Annotated in this window: 15 protein-coding genes; 11 read left to right on the forward strand and 4 right to left on the reverse strand. The window is 29.4% G+C overall.

Going from position 1 to position 17636, the window contains the following annotated elements:
- Window positions 1-207 precede the first annotated feature (207 nt).
- From ACJDT4_RS18785 to ACJDT4_RS18800, 4 genes are all read left to right on the forward strand, one after another.
- Window positions 208-1278: an acyltransferase family protein gene (locus ACJDT4_RS18785; protein ID WP_406789127.1), complete on the forward strand. Its 1071-nt coding sequence runs from the start codon at window positions 208-210 to the stop codon at window positions 1276-1278.
- Between the two features lie 279 nt (window positions 1279-1557).
- Window positions 1558-2211 (forward strand): response regulator transcription factor, encoded by a 654-nt coding sequence (locus ACJDT4_RS18790; RefSeq protein WP_406789128.1) that lies wholly within the window; start codon window positions 1558-1560, stop codon window positions 2209-2211.
- Window positions 2212-3630: a sensor histidine kinase gene (locus ACJDT4_RS18795; RefSeq protein WP_406789129.1), complete on the forward strand. Its 1419-nt coding sequence runs from the start codon at window positions 2212-2214 to the stop codon at window positions 3628-3630.
- Between the two features lie 112 nt (window positions 3631-3742).
- Window positions 3743-4495, forward strand: a complete 753-nt coding sequence (locus tag ACJDT4_RS18800; protein ID WP_406789130.1) for a hypothetical protein — start codon at window positions 3743-3745, stop codon at window positions 4493-4495.
- 300 nt (window positions 4496-4795) lie between these two features.
- Here ACJDT4_RS18800 and rd read toward each other — a convergent pair whose 3' ends face one another.
- The 3 genes from rd to ACJDT4_RS18815 are packed head-to-tail and all read right to left on the reverse strand — an operon-like array spanning window position 4796 to window position 6146.
- The gene (gene rd, locus ACJDT4_RS18805) at window positions 4796-4960 is read right to left on the reverse strand and encodes a rubredoxin (RefSeq protein ID WP_406789131.1); all 165 of its coding nucleotides are present in this window, start codon (window positions 4958-4960) and stop codon (window positions 4796-4798) included.
- A 14-nt stretch (window positions 4961-4974) separates the two neighbouring features.
- Window positions 4975-5205: a glutaredoxin family protein gene (locus ACJDT4_RS18810; protein ID WP_406789132.1), complete on the reverse strand. Its 231-nt coding sequence runs from the start codon at window positions 5203-5205 to the stop codon at window positions 4975-4977.
- 14 nt (window positions 5206-5219) lie between these two features.
- On the reverse strand, window positions 5220-6146 hold the full coding sequence (locus tag ACJDT4_RS18815) for an NAD(P)/FAD-dependent oxidoreductase (protein ID WP_406789133.1): 927 nt from the start codon (window positions 6144-6146) through the stop codon (window positions 5220-5222).
- A 215-nt stretch (window positions 6147-6361) separates the two neighbouring features.
- Here ACJDT4_RS18815 and ACJDT4_RS18820 point away from each other — a divergent pair, with 215 nt between their 5' ends.
- A complete protein-coding gene (locus tag ACJDT4_RS18820) occupies window positions 6362-7507 on the forward strand; it encodes a CapA family protein (protein WP_406789134.1) in 1146 nt (381 codons plus the stop codon).
- A gap of 67 nt (window positions 7508-7574) precedes the next feature.
- Here ACJDT4_RS18820 and ACJDT4_RS18825 read toward each other — a convergent pair whose 3' ends face one another.
- Window positions 7575-8231 (reverse strand): pentapeptide repeat-containing protein, encoded by a 657-nt coding sequence (locus ACJDT4_RS18825; protein ID WP_406789135.1) that lies wholly within the window; start codon window positions 8229-8231, stop codon window positions 7575-7577.
- A 376-nt stretch (window positions 8232-8607) separates the two neighbouring features.
- On the opposite strand from ACJDT4_RS18825, the gene ACJDT4_RS18830 reads away from it, so the two are divergent.
- The 6 genes from ACJDT4_RS18830 (at window position 8608) to ACJDT4_RS18855 (ending at window position 17628) form a co-directional block, all read left to right on the forward strand.
- A complete protein-coding gene (locus ACJDT4_RS18830; protein WP_406789136.1) occupies window positions 8608-9765 on the forward strand; it encodes an ROK family protein in 1158 nt (385 codons plus the stop codon).
- 12 nt (window positions 9766-9777) lie between these two features.
- Window positions 9778-11304, forward strand: a complete 1527-nt coding sequence (xylB, locus tag ACJDT4_RS18835) for a xylulokinase (protein ID WP_406789137.1) — start codon at window positions 9778-9780, stop codon at window positions 11302-11304.
- Between the two features lie 258 nt (window positions 11305-11562).
- Window positions 11563-13014: a glycoside hydrolase family 1 protein gene (locus ACJDT4_RS18840; RefSeq protein WP_406789138.1), complete on the forward strand. Its 1452-nt coding sequence runs from the start codon at window positions 11563-11565 to the stop codon at window positions 13012-13014.
- 652 nt (window positions 13015-13666) lie between these two features.
- Window positions 13667-15076 (forward strand): amino acid permease, encoded by a 1410-nt coding sequence (locus tag ACJDT4_RS18845; RefSeq protein ID WP_406789139.1) that lies wholly within the window; start codon window positions 13667-13669, stop codon window positions 15074-15076.
- A gap of 309 nt (window positions 15077-15385) precedes the next feature.
- Window positions 15386-16432, forward strand: coding sequence for a hypothetical protein (locus ACJDT4_RS18850; RefSeq protein WP_406789140.1), 1047 nt, complete (start codon window positions 15386-15388; stop codon window positions 16430-16432).
- 11 nt (window positions 16433-16443) lie between these two features.
- Window positions 16444-17628: a hypothetical protein gene (locus tag ACJDT4_RS18855; RefSeq protein WP_406789141.1), complete on the forward strand. Its 1185-nt coding sequence runs from the start codon at window positions 16444-16446 to the stop codon at window positions 17626-17628.
- Window positions 17629-17636: the final 8 nt, after the last annotated feature.

Below are 17636 nucleotides of genomic sequence, written 5' to 3' on the forward strand. Positions count from 1 at the left end.
ATAATTAAATATTCTTTATTTTATTGCAAAATCCTTTTTTATTATCGATATTTAATAGTTAAAATGTAGGGTAAATAGTTTTATTTTGTAGTTAAAAGGGTGTTTAATCAATACAATTAATTTTACACTTTAATTGCAAATAGAATATTCACCTTACACATTTATAGCATATAATGATTGTAAAACTAATGATATGGAGGTCTAAAGTTGGAATTAAGTTTAATTTTAGCCGTGCTGTTATTTTTTATATTAATTTCATCTTGTAATAACTACGAATATAATAAATTAGTTTTTATGGATAAAGATTCTACAATTCAATTAAAGGGAGTAGCTATCATTTTTGTTATATTAGCGCACATGAAATTAATGTATTATTTTGATGCAAAGGCTATTGGAAATTTTGGAGCAATTGGTGTAGATATTTTTTTAATGTTGTCTGGTTATGGTGTTTATAAATCATATAAAAAAAGAGGGGTTGGTATTGATTTTATATTAAGAAGACTTAAGAAAATATATACACCACTTATAATTGTTGTTTTACTTGAATTAGTGTGGAGAATATACGGAGAAAAATCTAATTACTCTATACATAGAATAATAACTTTTTTTACTGGGTTTGATACGAAAAGAACACTAGATGGAACATATTGGTATATATCTTTTATTTTGTTATGGTATGCTATTTTCTTTATTATTTATAGATATAGCAAACACAAAAAAATAAGCATTATCTTATTATTTTGTTTTTCATATTTATTTAAAGTATCAAAATTCATAAGCCCAATAGGTGATTTATCTTGGCAGTATTCTCTTCACTTTATTTCGTTTCCTTTTGGAATTTTAGTTGCAACTTATGAAAGAAATATAATAGAGTTATTAAATAAAGACATGTACAAACTTATTATTATAGTGTTAGTTATTGGCAGCATTAGTAGTCATTATGTATTTTCAGGCAATAGTGAATATTATTGGTTATATGATATTAATGTATCCATGATTTTTATATTTTTAGGAGTTTTATTACAATCATTAGGTTTTATGAGTAAGTTTTTAAAATCTATAGGAAATATTTCATATGAGGTTTATTTAGTAGAGATGCAGATATTGACGTATTTAAATCTTACTAAGTTGATTGGTAATAAATTTGTAGGTGATATTGCTGAAATAATGTTTTGTTTTATTGCAGGATATGCTTTAAATAAATTTATTGACAAATTCCAAATACTGACCAGTAACGTATTAAAAATTATAAAAAAAGATTATGCAGTTAATGATTGAAATATTGTAATAATATTAATTTATAGCTATAAAATCTGTATGAATTCCACTATATTTTCTCTGTATGAAATTTATACAGATTTTTTTATGTAAAAATGTTACATGTTTTGCTATTAATCAACTAAATATTACAACTTATATACAAATTATATATGTTTTGCAGAGAGTTAAGGTGTATAATAAATCTGGTATATTTTATGCAAAAAATATTTTTGAATTTCATATTTATGGAGCGTAAGATAATTTTATTTAATAAAGTATTAAAAGGGTGAGCTAACAGTGATAAAGATATTAATTGTTGAAGATGATACTGCAATTTCAAATTTAATAAAGCTTAATTTAAATATATCAAACTATAAAAGTATACAAGCTTATGATGGTGAGGAAGCTTTAAAACTTATTAAAAATGGAAAATTTGATTTACTTCTACTTGATGTTATGCTTCCCAAGATTGATGGTTTTACTATTTTTCAAAAGGTTAAAAAATTAAATATCCCAACTATTTTTTTGACAGCTAAAGCTTCGGTTGTTGACAAGGTTTATGGTCTAAAATTAGGAGCTGATGATTATATTACTAAACCTTTTGAAGGAATTGAGCTTTTGGCTAGAATTGAAAATACGTTAAGGCATTACAGTAAAAAAGGTAATATATTTTTATATAAAAATATAGAGATAAATGTAGATGAGAGAAAAGTTAAGGTAGATGGCAGAGATGTTAATCTTACTTTAAAGGAGTTTGAACTACTTTTGTTTTTAATTCAAAATAAAAATAGTGTTTTAACTAGAGAAAAAATACTTGAGAATGTATGGAATTATGATTATTATGGCGAAACAAGAACTGTAGATAATCATATACAAAGGATAAGAAAAAAGTTAGATTTGAAAAATGAAATAAAGACTATATTTGGATTAGGATATAGACTGGAGGAATAAATGAAACTTTGGGAAAAAATTTTTATATGCACACTAGTTGTCTTTGAAGTTTTCTTTGTTCCGTCAACTATATATTTAATAAATAGAAGTTTTAAAATAGATTTGCAAAGTGAAATTGATTCTGGAATAAATGAGCAAAATAGATTTTGTGATTCCGTTGACATTGTCGGTAGAATGCAGCTTATTTATATGAAGAATAATGATGATAAGAATAATATAGATTCTGCTATTATTTCTTATATAAGATATGTATCAAATGAGAAAAGCTATTTTCAGATATTTGATGCTAATAATAAGGTTATATATGATAGTTTTGGAAAAGGAATAATAAAACATAAAAATGATTGGCATATACCTAATAACAAGGTGACTTATGAGATAAAAGAGATAAGCGATAAGAATTATTTATATGTAAATAAAGTAGTAAATGTAGATGGTATGCGTTATATGATTTCATACATAAAGGAAATATCAGTAGTATATAGGAATTACAGGTATTTGTATAATGTTTTAATAAAACTAAATATTTTTGTATGTATAACTTTAGTGATTGTTATGATGATACTTAGTAAAATTATTATAAGTCCAGTTAATAAACTAATAAAATCAACTAAGGAGATATCAGATGGCAATTTTAATGTGAGGGTTAATATTAGTACCAGAGATGAAATTGGAACTTTAGCGAATAACTTTAATTATATGGCAGGTGTGATTCAAAATAACATAAATACATTAAAGGAAAGCTCTGAGGATAAGCAAAAATTTATAGATGATTTATCTCATGAACTTAGAAGTCCGCTTACATCAATTATAGGTTATACAGACTATCTTATAACAAATAAAGATTTTGATGAGGAAACCTTAAATTCTTTAAATTATGTTTATAAAGAAGGAAAGCGTCTTCAAAAGATGTCTTCAAAGTTAATGGATTTAATTGTACTTAGAAAAGAAAGACCTAATATGAGAAAATACAATATTAAAGGGATTTTAAAAGAAATAGAAGCCTCTATGCTTCCAAGATTAAAGGAAAAAAATATAGAACTTATAATTTCTTCAGAAGAAATAGATATATTATTGGATAGAGAACTTATTTTTATATTTATGAGAAACTTTATTGATAATGCTATTAAAGCCTCCAAACCTAATAGTCAGATATGTGTAAGAGCATATCTGAACGGCAATCCATTTATCGAAATTGAGGATCATGGAATCGGAATACCTAAAGAGGATGTGAAAAGAATATTTTCACCATTTTATATGGTTGATAAAGCCAGGGATAGAAGAAACAATGGAGTGGGACTTGGTCTTTCAATATGTGATAAAATTGCTAGAATACATAATGCTGAAGTTAAAGTGCAAAGTGAACTTGGAGTTGGAACTATTGTGATGGTTAAGTTTAAAGAAACAAAAAAACTGTAACTATGTATTTACAATTTAATTGCAAATAGGAGAAAATTTAAATACACGTATGGTTTATTATAGTATTGTAGTCGAATTCGGCAAGAAAAAGTTTTTGGAGGTAATTTATATTATGAATAAGAAAAGCTTAATGGGAGTTTTACTAGCTGCAGTAGTTACATTGACAAGCACATCAGTTATGGCAGCTGCAAGGCAAAATACAGAAAATGCTACTAGAAATATTGTTAAATTAGCAACTGCTAAAGTAAGTCAGGGAGAAAGTAATAAAGCTTTGCTAGATGTTAATGGATTAAAAACTAGCGATGAAAAAGCTATTGAGATTGCTAAAAGCTATATTAATCAATATATGGGCGTAAATATGGATGAGAAAATACAAAAGGATGCATTGCAAATACATGTATTTAGAAATAATTATAAAAACGTACCTGAAACTGTAGAAGTTAGCTTTGATGTTGATGTGACTAAGTTACCTAAGGGACAAGATATTACATTTGATGGCAAGGACATTAATGGATATGTTAAAAAATTGACCGATAGCTTATATTCAAGGCCAATGTCTGAACGTTATGATGTTGCTATGTATGTAAGCGATGGGAAAGTTGCATGGATGAATGCCATTGATGGAGTAACTCCAATGAGAAACTTGGAATTTAATGAAACTAAAGCTAAAGCAGCAGCTGAAAGCTTTTTAAAGAAAAATGGGCTTTTTGATAAAGTTGCTACAATGGAATTAGATGATGAAAAAAATAAAGTTGGTATAGGGGCAGTAACTTGCAAGGATGCAAATGGAAATAAAATATGTGGAGTTGAATTATATCTGAAAGATTATTCTGTAACTAACTACAGTGATTTTACTCGCAAGTAAATATTAAAAATAATTATTTAAAGCAATTTTTTAGTATGAAAGAGTTCATAGGATTATGTATCCTGTGAATTCTTTTTTTATAAGTTGTTAGTAAACATAACCTAAGATGTATTTTGCATATATATCTACACAATGGAGAGTTAGTAGATGTATATGACAGCTTTAAATTAAATTTAGGTATTACATTACTAAATTACTTGGAGCTTTAAATTTATTGTAATAACAGCGATTTATTAAAGACTTTTAGAATTTTAATAATGTAATACCTTAAATTTATCAACTTTTTAATATTAAAAAATACTATTCTTCAACTTCTTCAAATTGATCTTTGCCAACGCCACAAAGCGGACAAGTCCAATCATCAGGTATATTTTCAAAAGCTGTTCCTGGTTGCACTCCATTATCTGGATCTCCTTGAGCTGGATCATAAATATAACCACATACTATGCATACATATTTCTTCATATAAATACCTCCATCTATTTATTAAAAAGTAAATTGTCTATAGCAGGCTTATCGAAACCAACAATTATATTTCCATCTATATTTATAACTGGAACACCTGACTGTTTTGATAAATTAAGCATTTCTTCTCTTGCGTTTAAATCCTCTTGAACATTTAAATCTTCAAAATCTATATTTTTTGATTTTAAGTATGATTTTGCTTTTGAGCACCAAGGACAAGTTGGTGTAGAATATACTTTTACCATAATTAATTCCTCCTTTAAAATCCTTTTATATATTTTTCAGCCATTAATGCAGCAATAGAACCATCATTAACAGCAGTTGTAAGCTGTCTTACTTCTTTTTCTCTAACATCTCCAGCGGCAAAAACACCTTTTATGTTAGTTTCAAGTTTTTCATTTGTTTTAATGTGACCAGACTCTGATAAAGTTAAACTTTCTTTAAAAAGTTCTATTTGAGGCTTGTTGCCTATATATACAAAGATTCCATCTGCCTTTAAAGTGCCAGACTCACCAGTTTTTCTATTTTCGGTTGTAATATTTTCAATTGTATTATCTCCAAGTACATGAGTTATTTCAGTGTTTAGTAGTAAAGTTACATTTTTATGTTTAAATAGTTCATCTTGATTGATTTTTTGAGCTTTTAGCTTTTCAGAATGATGAACTACTGTGATATTTTTTGCATATTTTAATAAAAATAGTGCCGCATCAATTGCAGAATTACCACCGCCAACAACTATTAAGTCTTTTCCTTCATACATTGCTCCATCACATAGTTCGCAGTAATGTATGCACTTTCCATGAAGCTTTTCTTCCTCGGGTACTGGAAGTTTTCTACTTTTTGATCCGGTAGCAATAATTACTGATTTAGGTTTATATATTGCGCTATCTGTTTCTATTATTTTTTCTTCATCAGTTAGTTTAACCTTTTCTATGCTTTCAAATTCATTTATATTAGCGCCTGATTTTACAGTTTGCTCTTGCATTTTATCGGCTAGTTCTGAGCCTGAAATAGCATTAAAACCAGGAAAATTTTCTACGGAAAAGGTTTCTCTAATTTGTCCTCCAATAAGACCATTTTCAAATATTAAAGTGTTAAGCTTTGATCTTGATGCATATAAACCAGCTGTAAGACCAGCAGCACCAGCACCAATTATGGCTAAATCTAGTTCCTTTTCTTCTTTCATAATGATCAACTCCGATATCTATAAATATTAATAACATACATAGTATAAACAAAATGGTTGAAAATAATAATTACTTATTAATAATTATTATCTATTAATAATATAACACATTTAGATTATTTTGACAACAGTTTTTATATATATTATTTATTTTATTTACAATACATATATAAGTGTATAAAATTAAATATATAAACATAAAAGGCGTGATTATTATGAGTAATAAAAATAAGTATTCATATAAAAGTATATTTGCACAGATAGTTTTGTGTGTCACATCAATTTTTATAATATTTTTCTTTACATATAAATATGGATATTTTAGAAAGAATATTATGAATATCGATAATCTAAGTATCAATAATACTCAAAATGGAAATTCTACAGCACCAAAAACTGGTGAGGCAAAAAAAAATCCAAATACGAGCGTGCTATTGAGTTTTGTTGGAGATTGTACCATAGGAACGGATCCTAAATTTGATCAGTCTACATCACTTGTGACAGTAGTTAAAAATAAAAACAATGATTATTCATATTTGTTTAAAAATGCAGTTGGCATTTTTAAAGCAGATGATATAACAATTGCAAATCTTGAGACTGTTTTTACAAATTCTGATGTTAGTAGTAAAAAAACATATACATTTAAAGCACCGCCAGAATTTGCGCAGTCTCTAAAAAAGGGTTCAATTGATGGAGTTGATATAGACAATAATCATACTGGAGATTATCTTCAAAAAGGTTTTGAAGATACAATTACTGCACTAAAAAAGTACAATATAAGCTATTTTGGAGACGATAAAAAATGGATTAAAGAAGTTAAAGGAAATAAAATAGGGTTTTTAGGTTATCAGGCATGGAGCTATGATGATGATAAGATGGATAAGGTTAAAAATGATATAAAGGAATTAAAAAGCAAAGGGGCTAGTATTGTAGTTGTGAGCTTCCACTGGGGAACTGAAGGTAGCTACCATGCGAATTCTGAGCAAAAGCAAATAGCACATTTTGCAATAGACAATGGTGCAGATTTGGTAATAGGTCATCATCCACATGTAATACAAGGAATTGAAAGGTATAAAGGTAAGATAATAAGTTATAGCCTTGGAAATTTTTGCTTTGGAGGAAATTCAAATCCAAAGGATAAGGATACTTTTGTACTTCAAGCAAAATTTGATTTCCATAATAATACCATTTCACAATCAAGTGTTAGGGTAATACCTTTCAGCGTATCTTCTGTAGATAAATTAAATGATTATTGCCCAACTCCTTTAAGTGGAGATAATAAAAGCAGAGTTCTTGAAAAGGTTAATGGTTTATCTCCTAATTTAGGCTTTAAGATTAACAGCGAATTCACCAGATATTAACACAAAATGGACTTGAAAATTTCAAGTCCATTTTGTGTTCAAAATAAGTGAAATAAAACATCAATCCCTAGTATGTTTCTTTTATAACAACGCCTAAAACGCTGGCAAAGCACATTAGTTGGTCAGGACGAATTATGCAGCCCTTTAAACTATCAAGTGTTATATTGATACCATCTATTTCACAAGTGCTTAAATCAATTCCGTTAAGCTTTGTTTCACACATTTCAGAATCCATCAAATTACAATTTTCAAAGACTATTTTTGAAAAGGTTGATTTGTAGAAATCTGAGCCTATAAGCATGGAATCTTTAAAAAGTAATTGAGTGCATTTTGAAAAACGAAATAGTGAATACTTTCCAATGCAGTTTTGGAATAATACATTTCTTAGACCTGATTCAGTTAAATTAATACCTGTTATTTTGCAGTTTACAAATTCGACTCTGCACATGATTGCATTTGTAAAATCAGCATTTGATAGGTCGCATTTTTCAAACCTAACATCAGTTAAATCAGCACTATTAAAATCATTGTTTTTAAACACAACATTTTTGAAGATAATTTCCTTCATGCAAATTTTTTTCGCATTTTGGCCTTCTATTGTTATATTTTCAATAAATTTTAATTCAATAAGTGAATCTTCTCTCAATGAAATATCATGAGATATGTTATCAAGATTTTCTGTGATGTTTGGTGTGATAATTTTAAAGTTATTTTTTTTATTCATATTAAGACCTCTTTAAACATATATAAATTAAGCGTTACACGGATATCGTTTTATCTTTAAGCTATAAACATATGATAGCATTAAAGATTTTATTTTGGAAGAGAAAAGAAAGGAGAAAGATGTATATTTTATCTTTGCAACTAGAAATTTTATGGATTGCATTATTATATTTTATTAATATAGACAAGGAGTAAAACTTATTAAAAATACTTTATAAAATATATTTAAAAAGACTAAAAGATATGATAAAATATAAACATAAGTTAGCACAACATATGAATAAGTTGCAAAAAATTTAATTAGAAGTATATTTTAAAATTAGTGATTGTCTATAAACAATTTTTAGATTATAATCTGTCATGAGGTGTTATAAATAATGTTTAATGTAGAAAAAAATCGCAATAAGGGTAGAATATTAAATTTGCTTTACAAGAAAAAAAAGCTTACTAAGCAGATTATAGCAAAGGAATTGGATGTAAGTATACCTACGGTAATATCAAATGTAAATGAATTAATAAAGGATGAACTTGTAGAAGAATGTGGAGTGGCAGATTCAACAGGTGGTAGAAAGCCTGTTATTGTAAGATTTCTTAAGAATAGTAGATATGCTTTTGGAGTTGATATTAATCCAGAAAAGGCAAGAGTTGTGCTTACGAATCTAGATCTTGAAATAAAATATGATGAGGAATTTTTGATTGATAGCCTTAAAGATTTTAAAGCTATTATGGAAGAAATTTCGGAATGTGTAAAAAGAGCGCTAAAAGCAGAGAATATTAAAGAGGATAAGATACTTGGTATAGGTTTTTCTCTTCCTGGCACTGTAAATGAGGAAAAGTTCCTCTTGGAAATTGCACCTAATATAGGGATAAGAAATGTAAATTTTAAAGAGTTTCAAAATTATTTTAACATGCCAATGTTTATAGAAAATGAGGCAAATGCAGCAGCTTTAGCAGAGCTTAGTGTTGGAATAGTTAAAGATGATAGAAATCTTGTTTATATTTCTGTTACTAGTGGAGTAGGTACAGGAATTGTAGTGAATGGTTGTTTGTATAAAGGGAAAAATAAGAGAGCAGGAGAGTTTGGTCATATGTCAATAATGCCAAACGGAAAAAGATGTAAGTGTGGTAAAACTGGGTGTTGGGAAATGTATGTTTCTGAAAAAGCACTTTTGAAGGGGTTTAATGAAATAAGCGATAAAAAGGTTAAAAATTTATCGGAATTTTTTAAAGCATTAAGTTCTGATAATGAAAAATATAAACAATATTTTGATGACTATCTTAACATGCTTGCAGTTGGAATTCAAAATATTGAGCTTACTCTAGATCCGCATTATATAGTTTTGGGTGGGGAAATAAGTAAGTATGAAAAATATTATATGAAAGAGCTTAAAGAAAAAATATTTATAGAGAATAGCTTTTACTCTAAGGGGGATATGAAGCTTCTAACGTCGAAGCTTAAAAAGGATTCTTCTGTAATAGGAGCGGCATTACTCCCAATAACATCGGCGTTTTCTATAGAAGAAAAAATTATATAAGGAGGAGTCTTTATGGCTTATGTTTTAGGAATAGATATAGGAACTTCAGGAACTAAGACAGTATTGTTTGATGAAAGGGGAGAAAGCATCGCAAGTGCACTTGAAGAGTATCCACTTTCACAGCCAGAGTTAGGTTGGGCAGAACAGAATCCAAAGGATTGGTGGAATGCTGTAGTACTTAGCATAAGAAAAGTGATTTCAAAGAGTAATGTGAAGGCTGAAGATATTAAGGGAATAGGATTGTCTGGTCAGATGCATGGGCTTGTTATGCTGGATAAAAATGGAGAGGTTCTTAGACCATCTATTATATGGTGTGACCAGAGGACAAGCGAAGAATGTGATGAAATAACACGAAAAGTTGGAAGAGAAAGATTAATAGAAATAACTGCAAATCCAGCTCTTACTGGTTTTACTGCATCAAAAATAATGTGGGTAAAGAAACATCAGCCAGAAATATACGCCAAAACTGCAAAAATACTTTTGCCAAAGGATTATATAAGGTATATGCTTACCGGAGAATTTGCCAGTGAGGTATCTGACGCTAGTGGTATGCAGCTTTTAGATGTGCCAAATAGAAAATGGAGTGACGAAGTTTTAGATAAACTTGAAATTGATAAAAGTTTACTTGGAAAATTATATGAATCACAGGACGTTACAGGAAAGGTAAATAAAGAGGCATCAAGATTAACAGGACTTACACAAGATACTATTGTAGTTGGAGGAGCTGGAGATCAAGCAGCTGGCGCCATAGGAAATGGAATTGTTAGACCTGGAATAGTATCATCTACGATAGGTACTTCAGGAGTTGTGTTTGCATATACTGATAAGGTTACCATAGATAAAAAAGGAAGAGTTCACACATTTTGTCATGCAGTCCCTAATACTTGGCATATAATGGGCGTTACTCAAGGAGCAGGTTTGTCTTTAAAGTGGTTTAGAGATAATTTCTGTGCAGAAGAAAAAAATTCTGCTGAACTTGCTGGTATTGATGCATATGATATCTTAAATAAGGAAGCTGCAATGGTTAAAGCAGGCTGCGAAGGATTAATATACTTGCCATATCTTATGGGAGAAAGAACTCCACATCTTGATCCGTTTGCAAGAGGTGTATTCTTTGGGCTTACTTCTAGACATGATAAAAGAGCTATGTTAAGGTCAGTAATGGAAGGTGTAGGATACAGTTTAAATGATTGCATGGAAATTATAAAAGGCATGGGAGCCGATGTAAACGAAGTCAGAGCATCTGGTGGTGGCGGAAAGAGTCCTCTTTGGAGACAAATTCAAGCTGATATATTTAATTCTGAAATTACAACTATTAATTCTAGTGAAGGACCAGCTTTGGGAGTTGCAATATTAGCTTTAAAAGGTGCTGGACTATACTCATCAATACCTGAAGCTTGCGATAACATTATAAAGAGAGTAAGTACTCAAAAGCCAAATGAAGAAAATAGTAAACTTTATAAAAAGTATTATGAAGTTTATAAAGATTTGTATGTTTCGCTTAAGGATCAATTTAATGTTTTAAGTAAAATAAAATAAATTTAATTTGCTGTATATAAAACAAGAGCTGCTAAAATAAAAGAAATCCTTTATTTTAGAGGCTCTTGTTTTAATATGTTCTATTTCAACTATTTAAATTCATATATACCAAAATGCCCAGAAGGTGGCATTTTGGTACAAATAATATATAAGTTAAATATTTTATTTTTTTAGGAGTGACTATATATATTTCTGTATTAGCTATGAAAAAATAACTAATTGAGATAGAAGAAAATCTAAAAAGCAGAGGTGAAAAAAATGAAACACAAAAAATTAGATGATTTTCCAGAAAACTTTTTATGGGGTTCAGCTTCCGCAGCTTATCAAATTGAAGGTGCATGGAATGAAGATGGAAAAGGAAAGTCCATATGGGATGACTTTGCTAAAATTCCTGGAAAAACTTTTGAAAATACAAATGGAGATGTAGCTGTAGACCATTATCATAAATATAAAGAAGATGTCAAACTAATGGCAGAAATGGGGCTTAAAGCATATAGATTTTCAGTCTCATGGTCAAGGATATTTAAAGATGGCAGTGGAGAATTAAATAAAGATGGACTTAAGTTCTATGAAAATCTTGTAGATGAACTTTTGAAATATAATATAGAACCTATTTTAACTTTATATCATTGGGATTTACCAGCAGCCCTTCAAGATACTTATGGTGGATGGGAATCAAGAAAAGTAATTAATGACTTTAAAAATTATTGTATAGCTTTATACAAAGATTTTAATGGAAAAGTAAAATATTGGGTTACGTTTAATGAACAAAATGTATTTACATCGCTCGGATATAGATTTGCGGCACATCCACCAAATGTAACAGATATTAAAAGATATTTTAATGCTAATCACATTGTAAATCTTGCAAATGCAGCTGCTATAAAAGAATTTAGAAAATATGTTCCAAATGGAAAAATCGGACCAAGCTTTGGAATGGGACCTGTATATCCATATGATTGTAAGCCAGATAATATACTTGCACAGCAGAATGCAGAAGAATTTTTTAATCATTGGTGGCTTGATGTATATTGTTTTGGAAGATATCCTAAGTCGATCTTGAAATATTTAGGAGAATTTCAAATTGCACCTGATATACAAGATGGAGATATGGAGCTTTTGCAATCTGTAAAACCAGACTTTATAGGACTTAATTATTATCATGGCGGAACTGTAAAAGCGTGTACAGAAAATAAAAATGATAGGAAAAGTGAAGATGGGCGTTTTATTGATCCTTATCTTGTTAATAATTTAGATTGTGAAGCTCCTGAATCTGGTTTGTTTTCTTCTATTAAGAATCCGTATCTTAAGACTACCGCTTGGAATTGGGAGATTGATCCAGATGGTCTTAGAATTGCAATGAGAAGACTTACAGATAGATATAACCTTCCTATACTTATAACAGAAAATGGACTTGGAGCTATAGACAAGCTTGAAGAAAATGATGTCGTAAATGATGATTACAGAATAGAATATTTAAGAGCTCATATTAGAGCATGTAGAGAAGCTATAACGGATGGAGTTGAACTTTTAGGATATTGTACATGGTCTTTTACTGATTTATTAAGCTGGCTTAACGGATACAAAAAAAGATATGGCTTTGTATATGTAAATAGAGATGAATATTCAGAAAAGGATTTAAGAAGAATAAAAAAGAATAGTTTTTACTGGTATAAAAAGGTTATAGAAACAAACGGGAAAGAAATTTAATAGAGGTAGGTTGAAAATAAAATGAAAAGATATATTACATTCGATATTGGAGGTCCGAATTCAACAATGAGCTAAGGATTATAATGCGTTTAAACCTGGTTGACACACATCCGCCTTTTTAGATAGGATGATAAAGAATTTTCTTTAAGATATACAGAAGGAGATTCAATTTTGGAGTTTAAAATTGAAAAATAAAAAGTATACGATATTTTGTTTTTTAATATAAAATCATTATGAATTAATTATAATAGTGAGGGATTTTAACTTGCTTTATGCGTTAGAAGTTGATGTTTTCAATTTGTTAGGATTGAAAGCTTTAACTATGGAAGCAAGTTAAAATCTTTTAATTTTTAATTGATTTGTAATGATTTTTTATGTACAAGATTGATTAGTTGTATATAGTAAAACTAGCTTCATTACAAACTATTTATGTACCATAATCCATTGAATATTGGTATTTTGGAATACATTGGACTAAAATACATAATAATGGTTTTTATAAAATTATTGACTATTTTACCGCGCGGTATTAAAATGTAATAAAAGAACAGAAAATATTATTAATATACCAAAGAATAATCTACTTTTTAAAAAATATATTAATGATTAAATGAAGTTTTAATACAAAAATCAAATTAGGGGGGAGACATCCTTGGAAATATTCAGAAAAAAAACAATATATAATTTTAGGAATGATGCTAGTAAAAGTGGGCTTAAAAAAAAGCTAACAAGTTTTGATCTTGCGGCTGTAGGAATAGGCTGTGTTGTTGGTACGGGGATTTTTGTTGCAACAGGTCAGGGAGCTAAATTTGCTGGACCAGCAGTTATAATTTCTTTTTTAATAGCTGCAATAACTAGTGGACTATGTTCTCTTACGTATTCAGAGTTAACTTCTATGTTCCCGGTTTCTGGAAGTACGTATTCTTATTCGTATATTGCATTTGGGGAAATTATAGCGTGGATAATAGGATGGGATTTAATGCTCGAATACTTGGTAGCAGGAGCTGCTGTAGCATCTGCTTGGTCAGGAACCTTTACTGGTATATTTGCAAATTTCGGTATGAAGATTCCTGGTATTATTACTAAAACTCCAATGGCTGGTGGAATTATAGATTTACCAGCAGTTTTAATCACATTGGCAGTAACTTTGCTTTTGTATAAAGGTGTTTCTGAAAGTGCAAAAATAAATAATTTAATAGTAGGATTAAAAATAACTATGATACTTTTATTTGTATTTTTGGGAGTAACACATATAAAGATAACAAATTATCATCCATTTTCACCTTACGGAATAACTGGTGTTATGTCAGCAGCATCGATAATATTCTTCTCATTCATAGGTTTTGATGCTATAGCAACTGCAGTTGAGGAAACCAAAAATCCAGAAAGAGATGTTCCAAAGGGCATTATGATATGTTTTGGTGTCGTAGTAGTTTTGTATATGTCTGTTGCTTTAGTGCTTACAGGTATAATACCATTTAGCAAAATAGATATAAATAATGCACTTCCAGGTGCACTTTCATATATTGGGATAAACTGGGGTTCTGCGCTTGTTGGAGTTGGTGCGGTAATAGGAATGATTTCTACGCTCTTATGTGTTTTATATGCTCAGGTTAGAATTTTTATGGTTATGTCAAGAGATGGACTTTTACCTAAAGTTTTTTCGAATGTAAATGAAAAACATGGTACTCCTGGGTTATGTACCATAATTACTGGAGTATTAATTTGTATTCTTGCTGGAGTCGTTCCACTTAACATAATAATGGAACTATGTAATATAGGCACCTTGTTCGCATTTATACTAGTATCTTTAGGAATTATGGTTTTAAGAAAAACAATGCCAAATGTAGAAAGAAAGTTTAAATGTCCAGGTGTTCCGTTTACACCAATTCTTACAATAATCTTTTGTATTTATTTGATACTTGGTTTAAAACCTGCTACATGGATAAGATTCGTAGTTTGGCTTGTATTAGGACTAATTATATACTTTGTATATGGAAGGAAACACAGCATTATTGGGAATAATCAAGTCATTAATGAAAGTATATCAAATGATCTTTGAAAATGTGTCAACAGTTGAATTTTAATTGATTTTTTTTAATACATTATAAGTGGAGTTGTTGCACTAAAACTGTTAAATTGTGATTTATAAAGATTGTGGTTTAACATTTTTGGTATAACAGCTCTTTTTTTCAAATTAGATGTTTTATAAAAATGCACCATATTTGTTTATTGAAAGTTAAAGAAAATTTAATAAATCTATTCTATATGAGCCGCTGTTTTACTGCATTTCAAAACAATAACAAAGTAGACAACCATCTTAAATGAATTTATAATTAAAATCATAGTGTATTGATTTGAGGTGAAATTATTGGAGTATGAAAATAAGGAGAAGGTAATTGAAGAATTAAAGGATGAAATAGATGTAGTTTTGTCTATTAAGGATGAAATTACGGAGGATGAGATAAATAATTTTAAAGAAGAATTTCCTATGCTTACAGAAACGGAAATAAGAAAAGAAATTTCAAAGCTTACACAGAATGAAAAGTACATAGAGCAGAATTCGGAAGAAATAGATGATGTTAAAGAATATAAAATTGGGAAAAAAAGAAATAGTGAAGATCAAGAAAACGCTGATTTGGATGATACAATAAGAATTGACAGCATAAAAATAAAGGATGCTATTTCAAATATTAAAAGTGAAGAAAATTTAAATGAAGATATTAAGCCTAAAGAAATAAAAGAGCCAGAAGTGGAATATATTGAACCTGGAAGGTTGCCTGAAAATATAAAGGTAATAAGAGGAGAAGTTAAATATAATCAGCTTTCAATAGATTGGGATTGGCCTTACGGGGTTAATAGAATGTTGGTTTTATATAGAAATGATAAGTTTCCTACTAAAGCTGATGACAGCAGTGCTGTAAAAATAATAGTTGATAAAAGTTATGGAGAGGCTGTAGGGCAATTTATAATTCATAAGGTAAAAGAAGAAAATTATTATTTTTGTGTTTTTCCTGTTCTTGAAGTTAATGGTGAAGTGACTTATCTTGAAGGCAAAAAAAGGTTAGTTGTAAGTAAGGCTCCAAGTGAGGTATTCTATAGGTTGAAGGTTAAAAAAAGTCTATTTGGTAGTGTTAAAGCTGTAAGTGTGCTATTTTCTACTTCAGCTGAAGAAATTAATATGCCGCCAACAGTGCTTGTTTCTAAAAAGGCAAGTATACCAGTTTTAAAGTCAGATGGAGAAGAAATCTATAAATTTGATTATATTAAGCTTAGTAAAGATGAAACTGCAGAGGTTGAGGTTCCAGTTGATTTAATAAGAAAAAATACATATATTAAATTGTTTTTTGATGATGAAAGAAATGGCTCTATGTTTAGAATAATACCACCAGAAAAAAGAGAGCTGTACTTTAAATAGGAGGTGGATTTATGAATTTTTATAAAAAAGACTATTATATATGTCCATTTTGTTTTACAAAACATGCCTTAAATGAAGTAGGGTTTGTATGTAAAAATGATAAGTATAACAAGGATGGACAAATATGTGAAAATGCTAAAAGCAATAAGATAATGTTTGACGAAAATGGTGAAGGTAATGAAATTCCAAAATCCATGTACTGTAATGAATGTGGAGAACTGTCAACTACAAAGGTATGTCCAAGTTGCGGTTCTGAACTTCCATATACCATAGGAGAGTATGAGGACTTAGTTTTTGCTGTAATAGGCGCCAAAGAAGCGGGAAAGAGCCATTATATAGCAGTATTGATAGATAAAATAATGAATGAAATAGGAGCGGCTTTTGACTGCAGCCTTCAGGCAATAGATGATGCAACCATAAAAAGATATAGAAATGATTTTTACTATCCTGTATTTAGAAAAAATGAACTTATAAAAATAACACGTTCGGCTAAAGCAGATGAAAGTGTAAGTAAACCTTTATTGTACACTCTTTCTTTTAGGGAAAAAAATAAGTTTGCAAGATTGGTTAAAAGGAATAATGTAAAAAAAGTTATTACTATAGCGTTTTTTGATACAGCAGGTGAAGATCTAAATGAAGAAGATACTATGAAAACTGTTAATAAGTATATATACAATTCCTCTGGAATAATCTTTCTCTTAGATCCTCTTCAGCTTCCTTATGTGAGGGAAAAAATGCCCAAAGAAATTAAGTTGCCAGAGCAAAATACAGAAATAGATGATTTGCTTTCAAGAACGGCAAATTTGATAAGAAAGGCAAATGGTATAAGTCTAGAAAAGCCTATAGATATACCGGTGGCAGTGGCATTTTCTAAAATTGATGCCTTGGAAGAAATAATAGGAAAATCATGTTCTATCAATTATCCTAGCAAGCATGTTGAAGAGGGGAAATTTGATATAGCGGATTTTGAAGATGTAAATGACACTATGGAGGCTCTTGTAAAGGAATGGGGAGGAACTAACTTTACAAATCAATTAAGCGCTAATTTTAAAGATTACGCATATTTCGGACTTACAGCACTTGGGTGCAGTCCAGAGAGTAATAAAATATTAAAATTAAGGCCTCATAGGGTAGAGGATCCTTTCTTATGGCTGCTTTGGAAATATAAACTCATAAAGGCTGAAAAAAGGAAGTGATGTTTTTA

Source organism: Clostridium neuense, from assembly GCF_045310695.1.
Taxonomy (GTDB): domain Bacteria; phylum Bacillota; class Clostridia; order Clostridiales; family Clostridiaceae; genus Clostridium_S; species Clostridium_S neuense.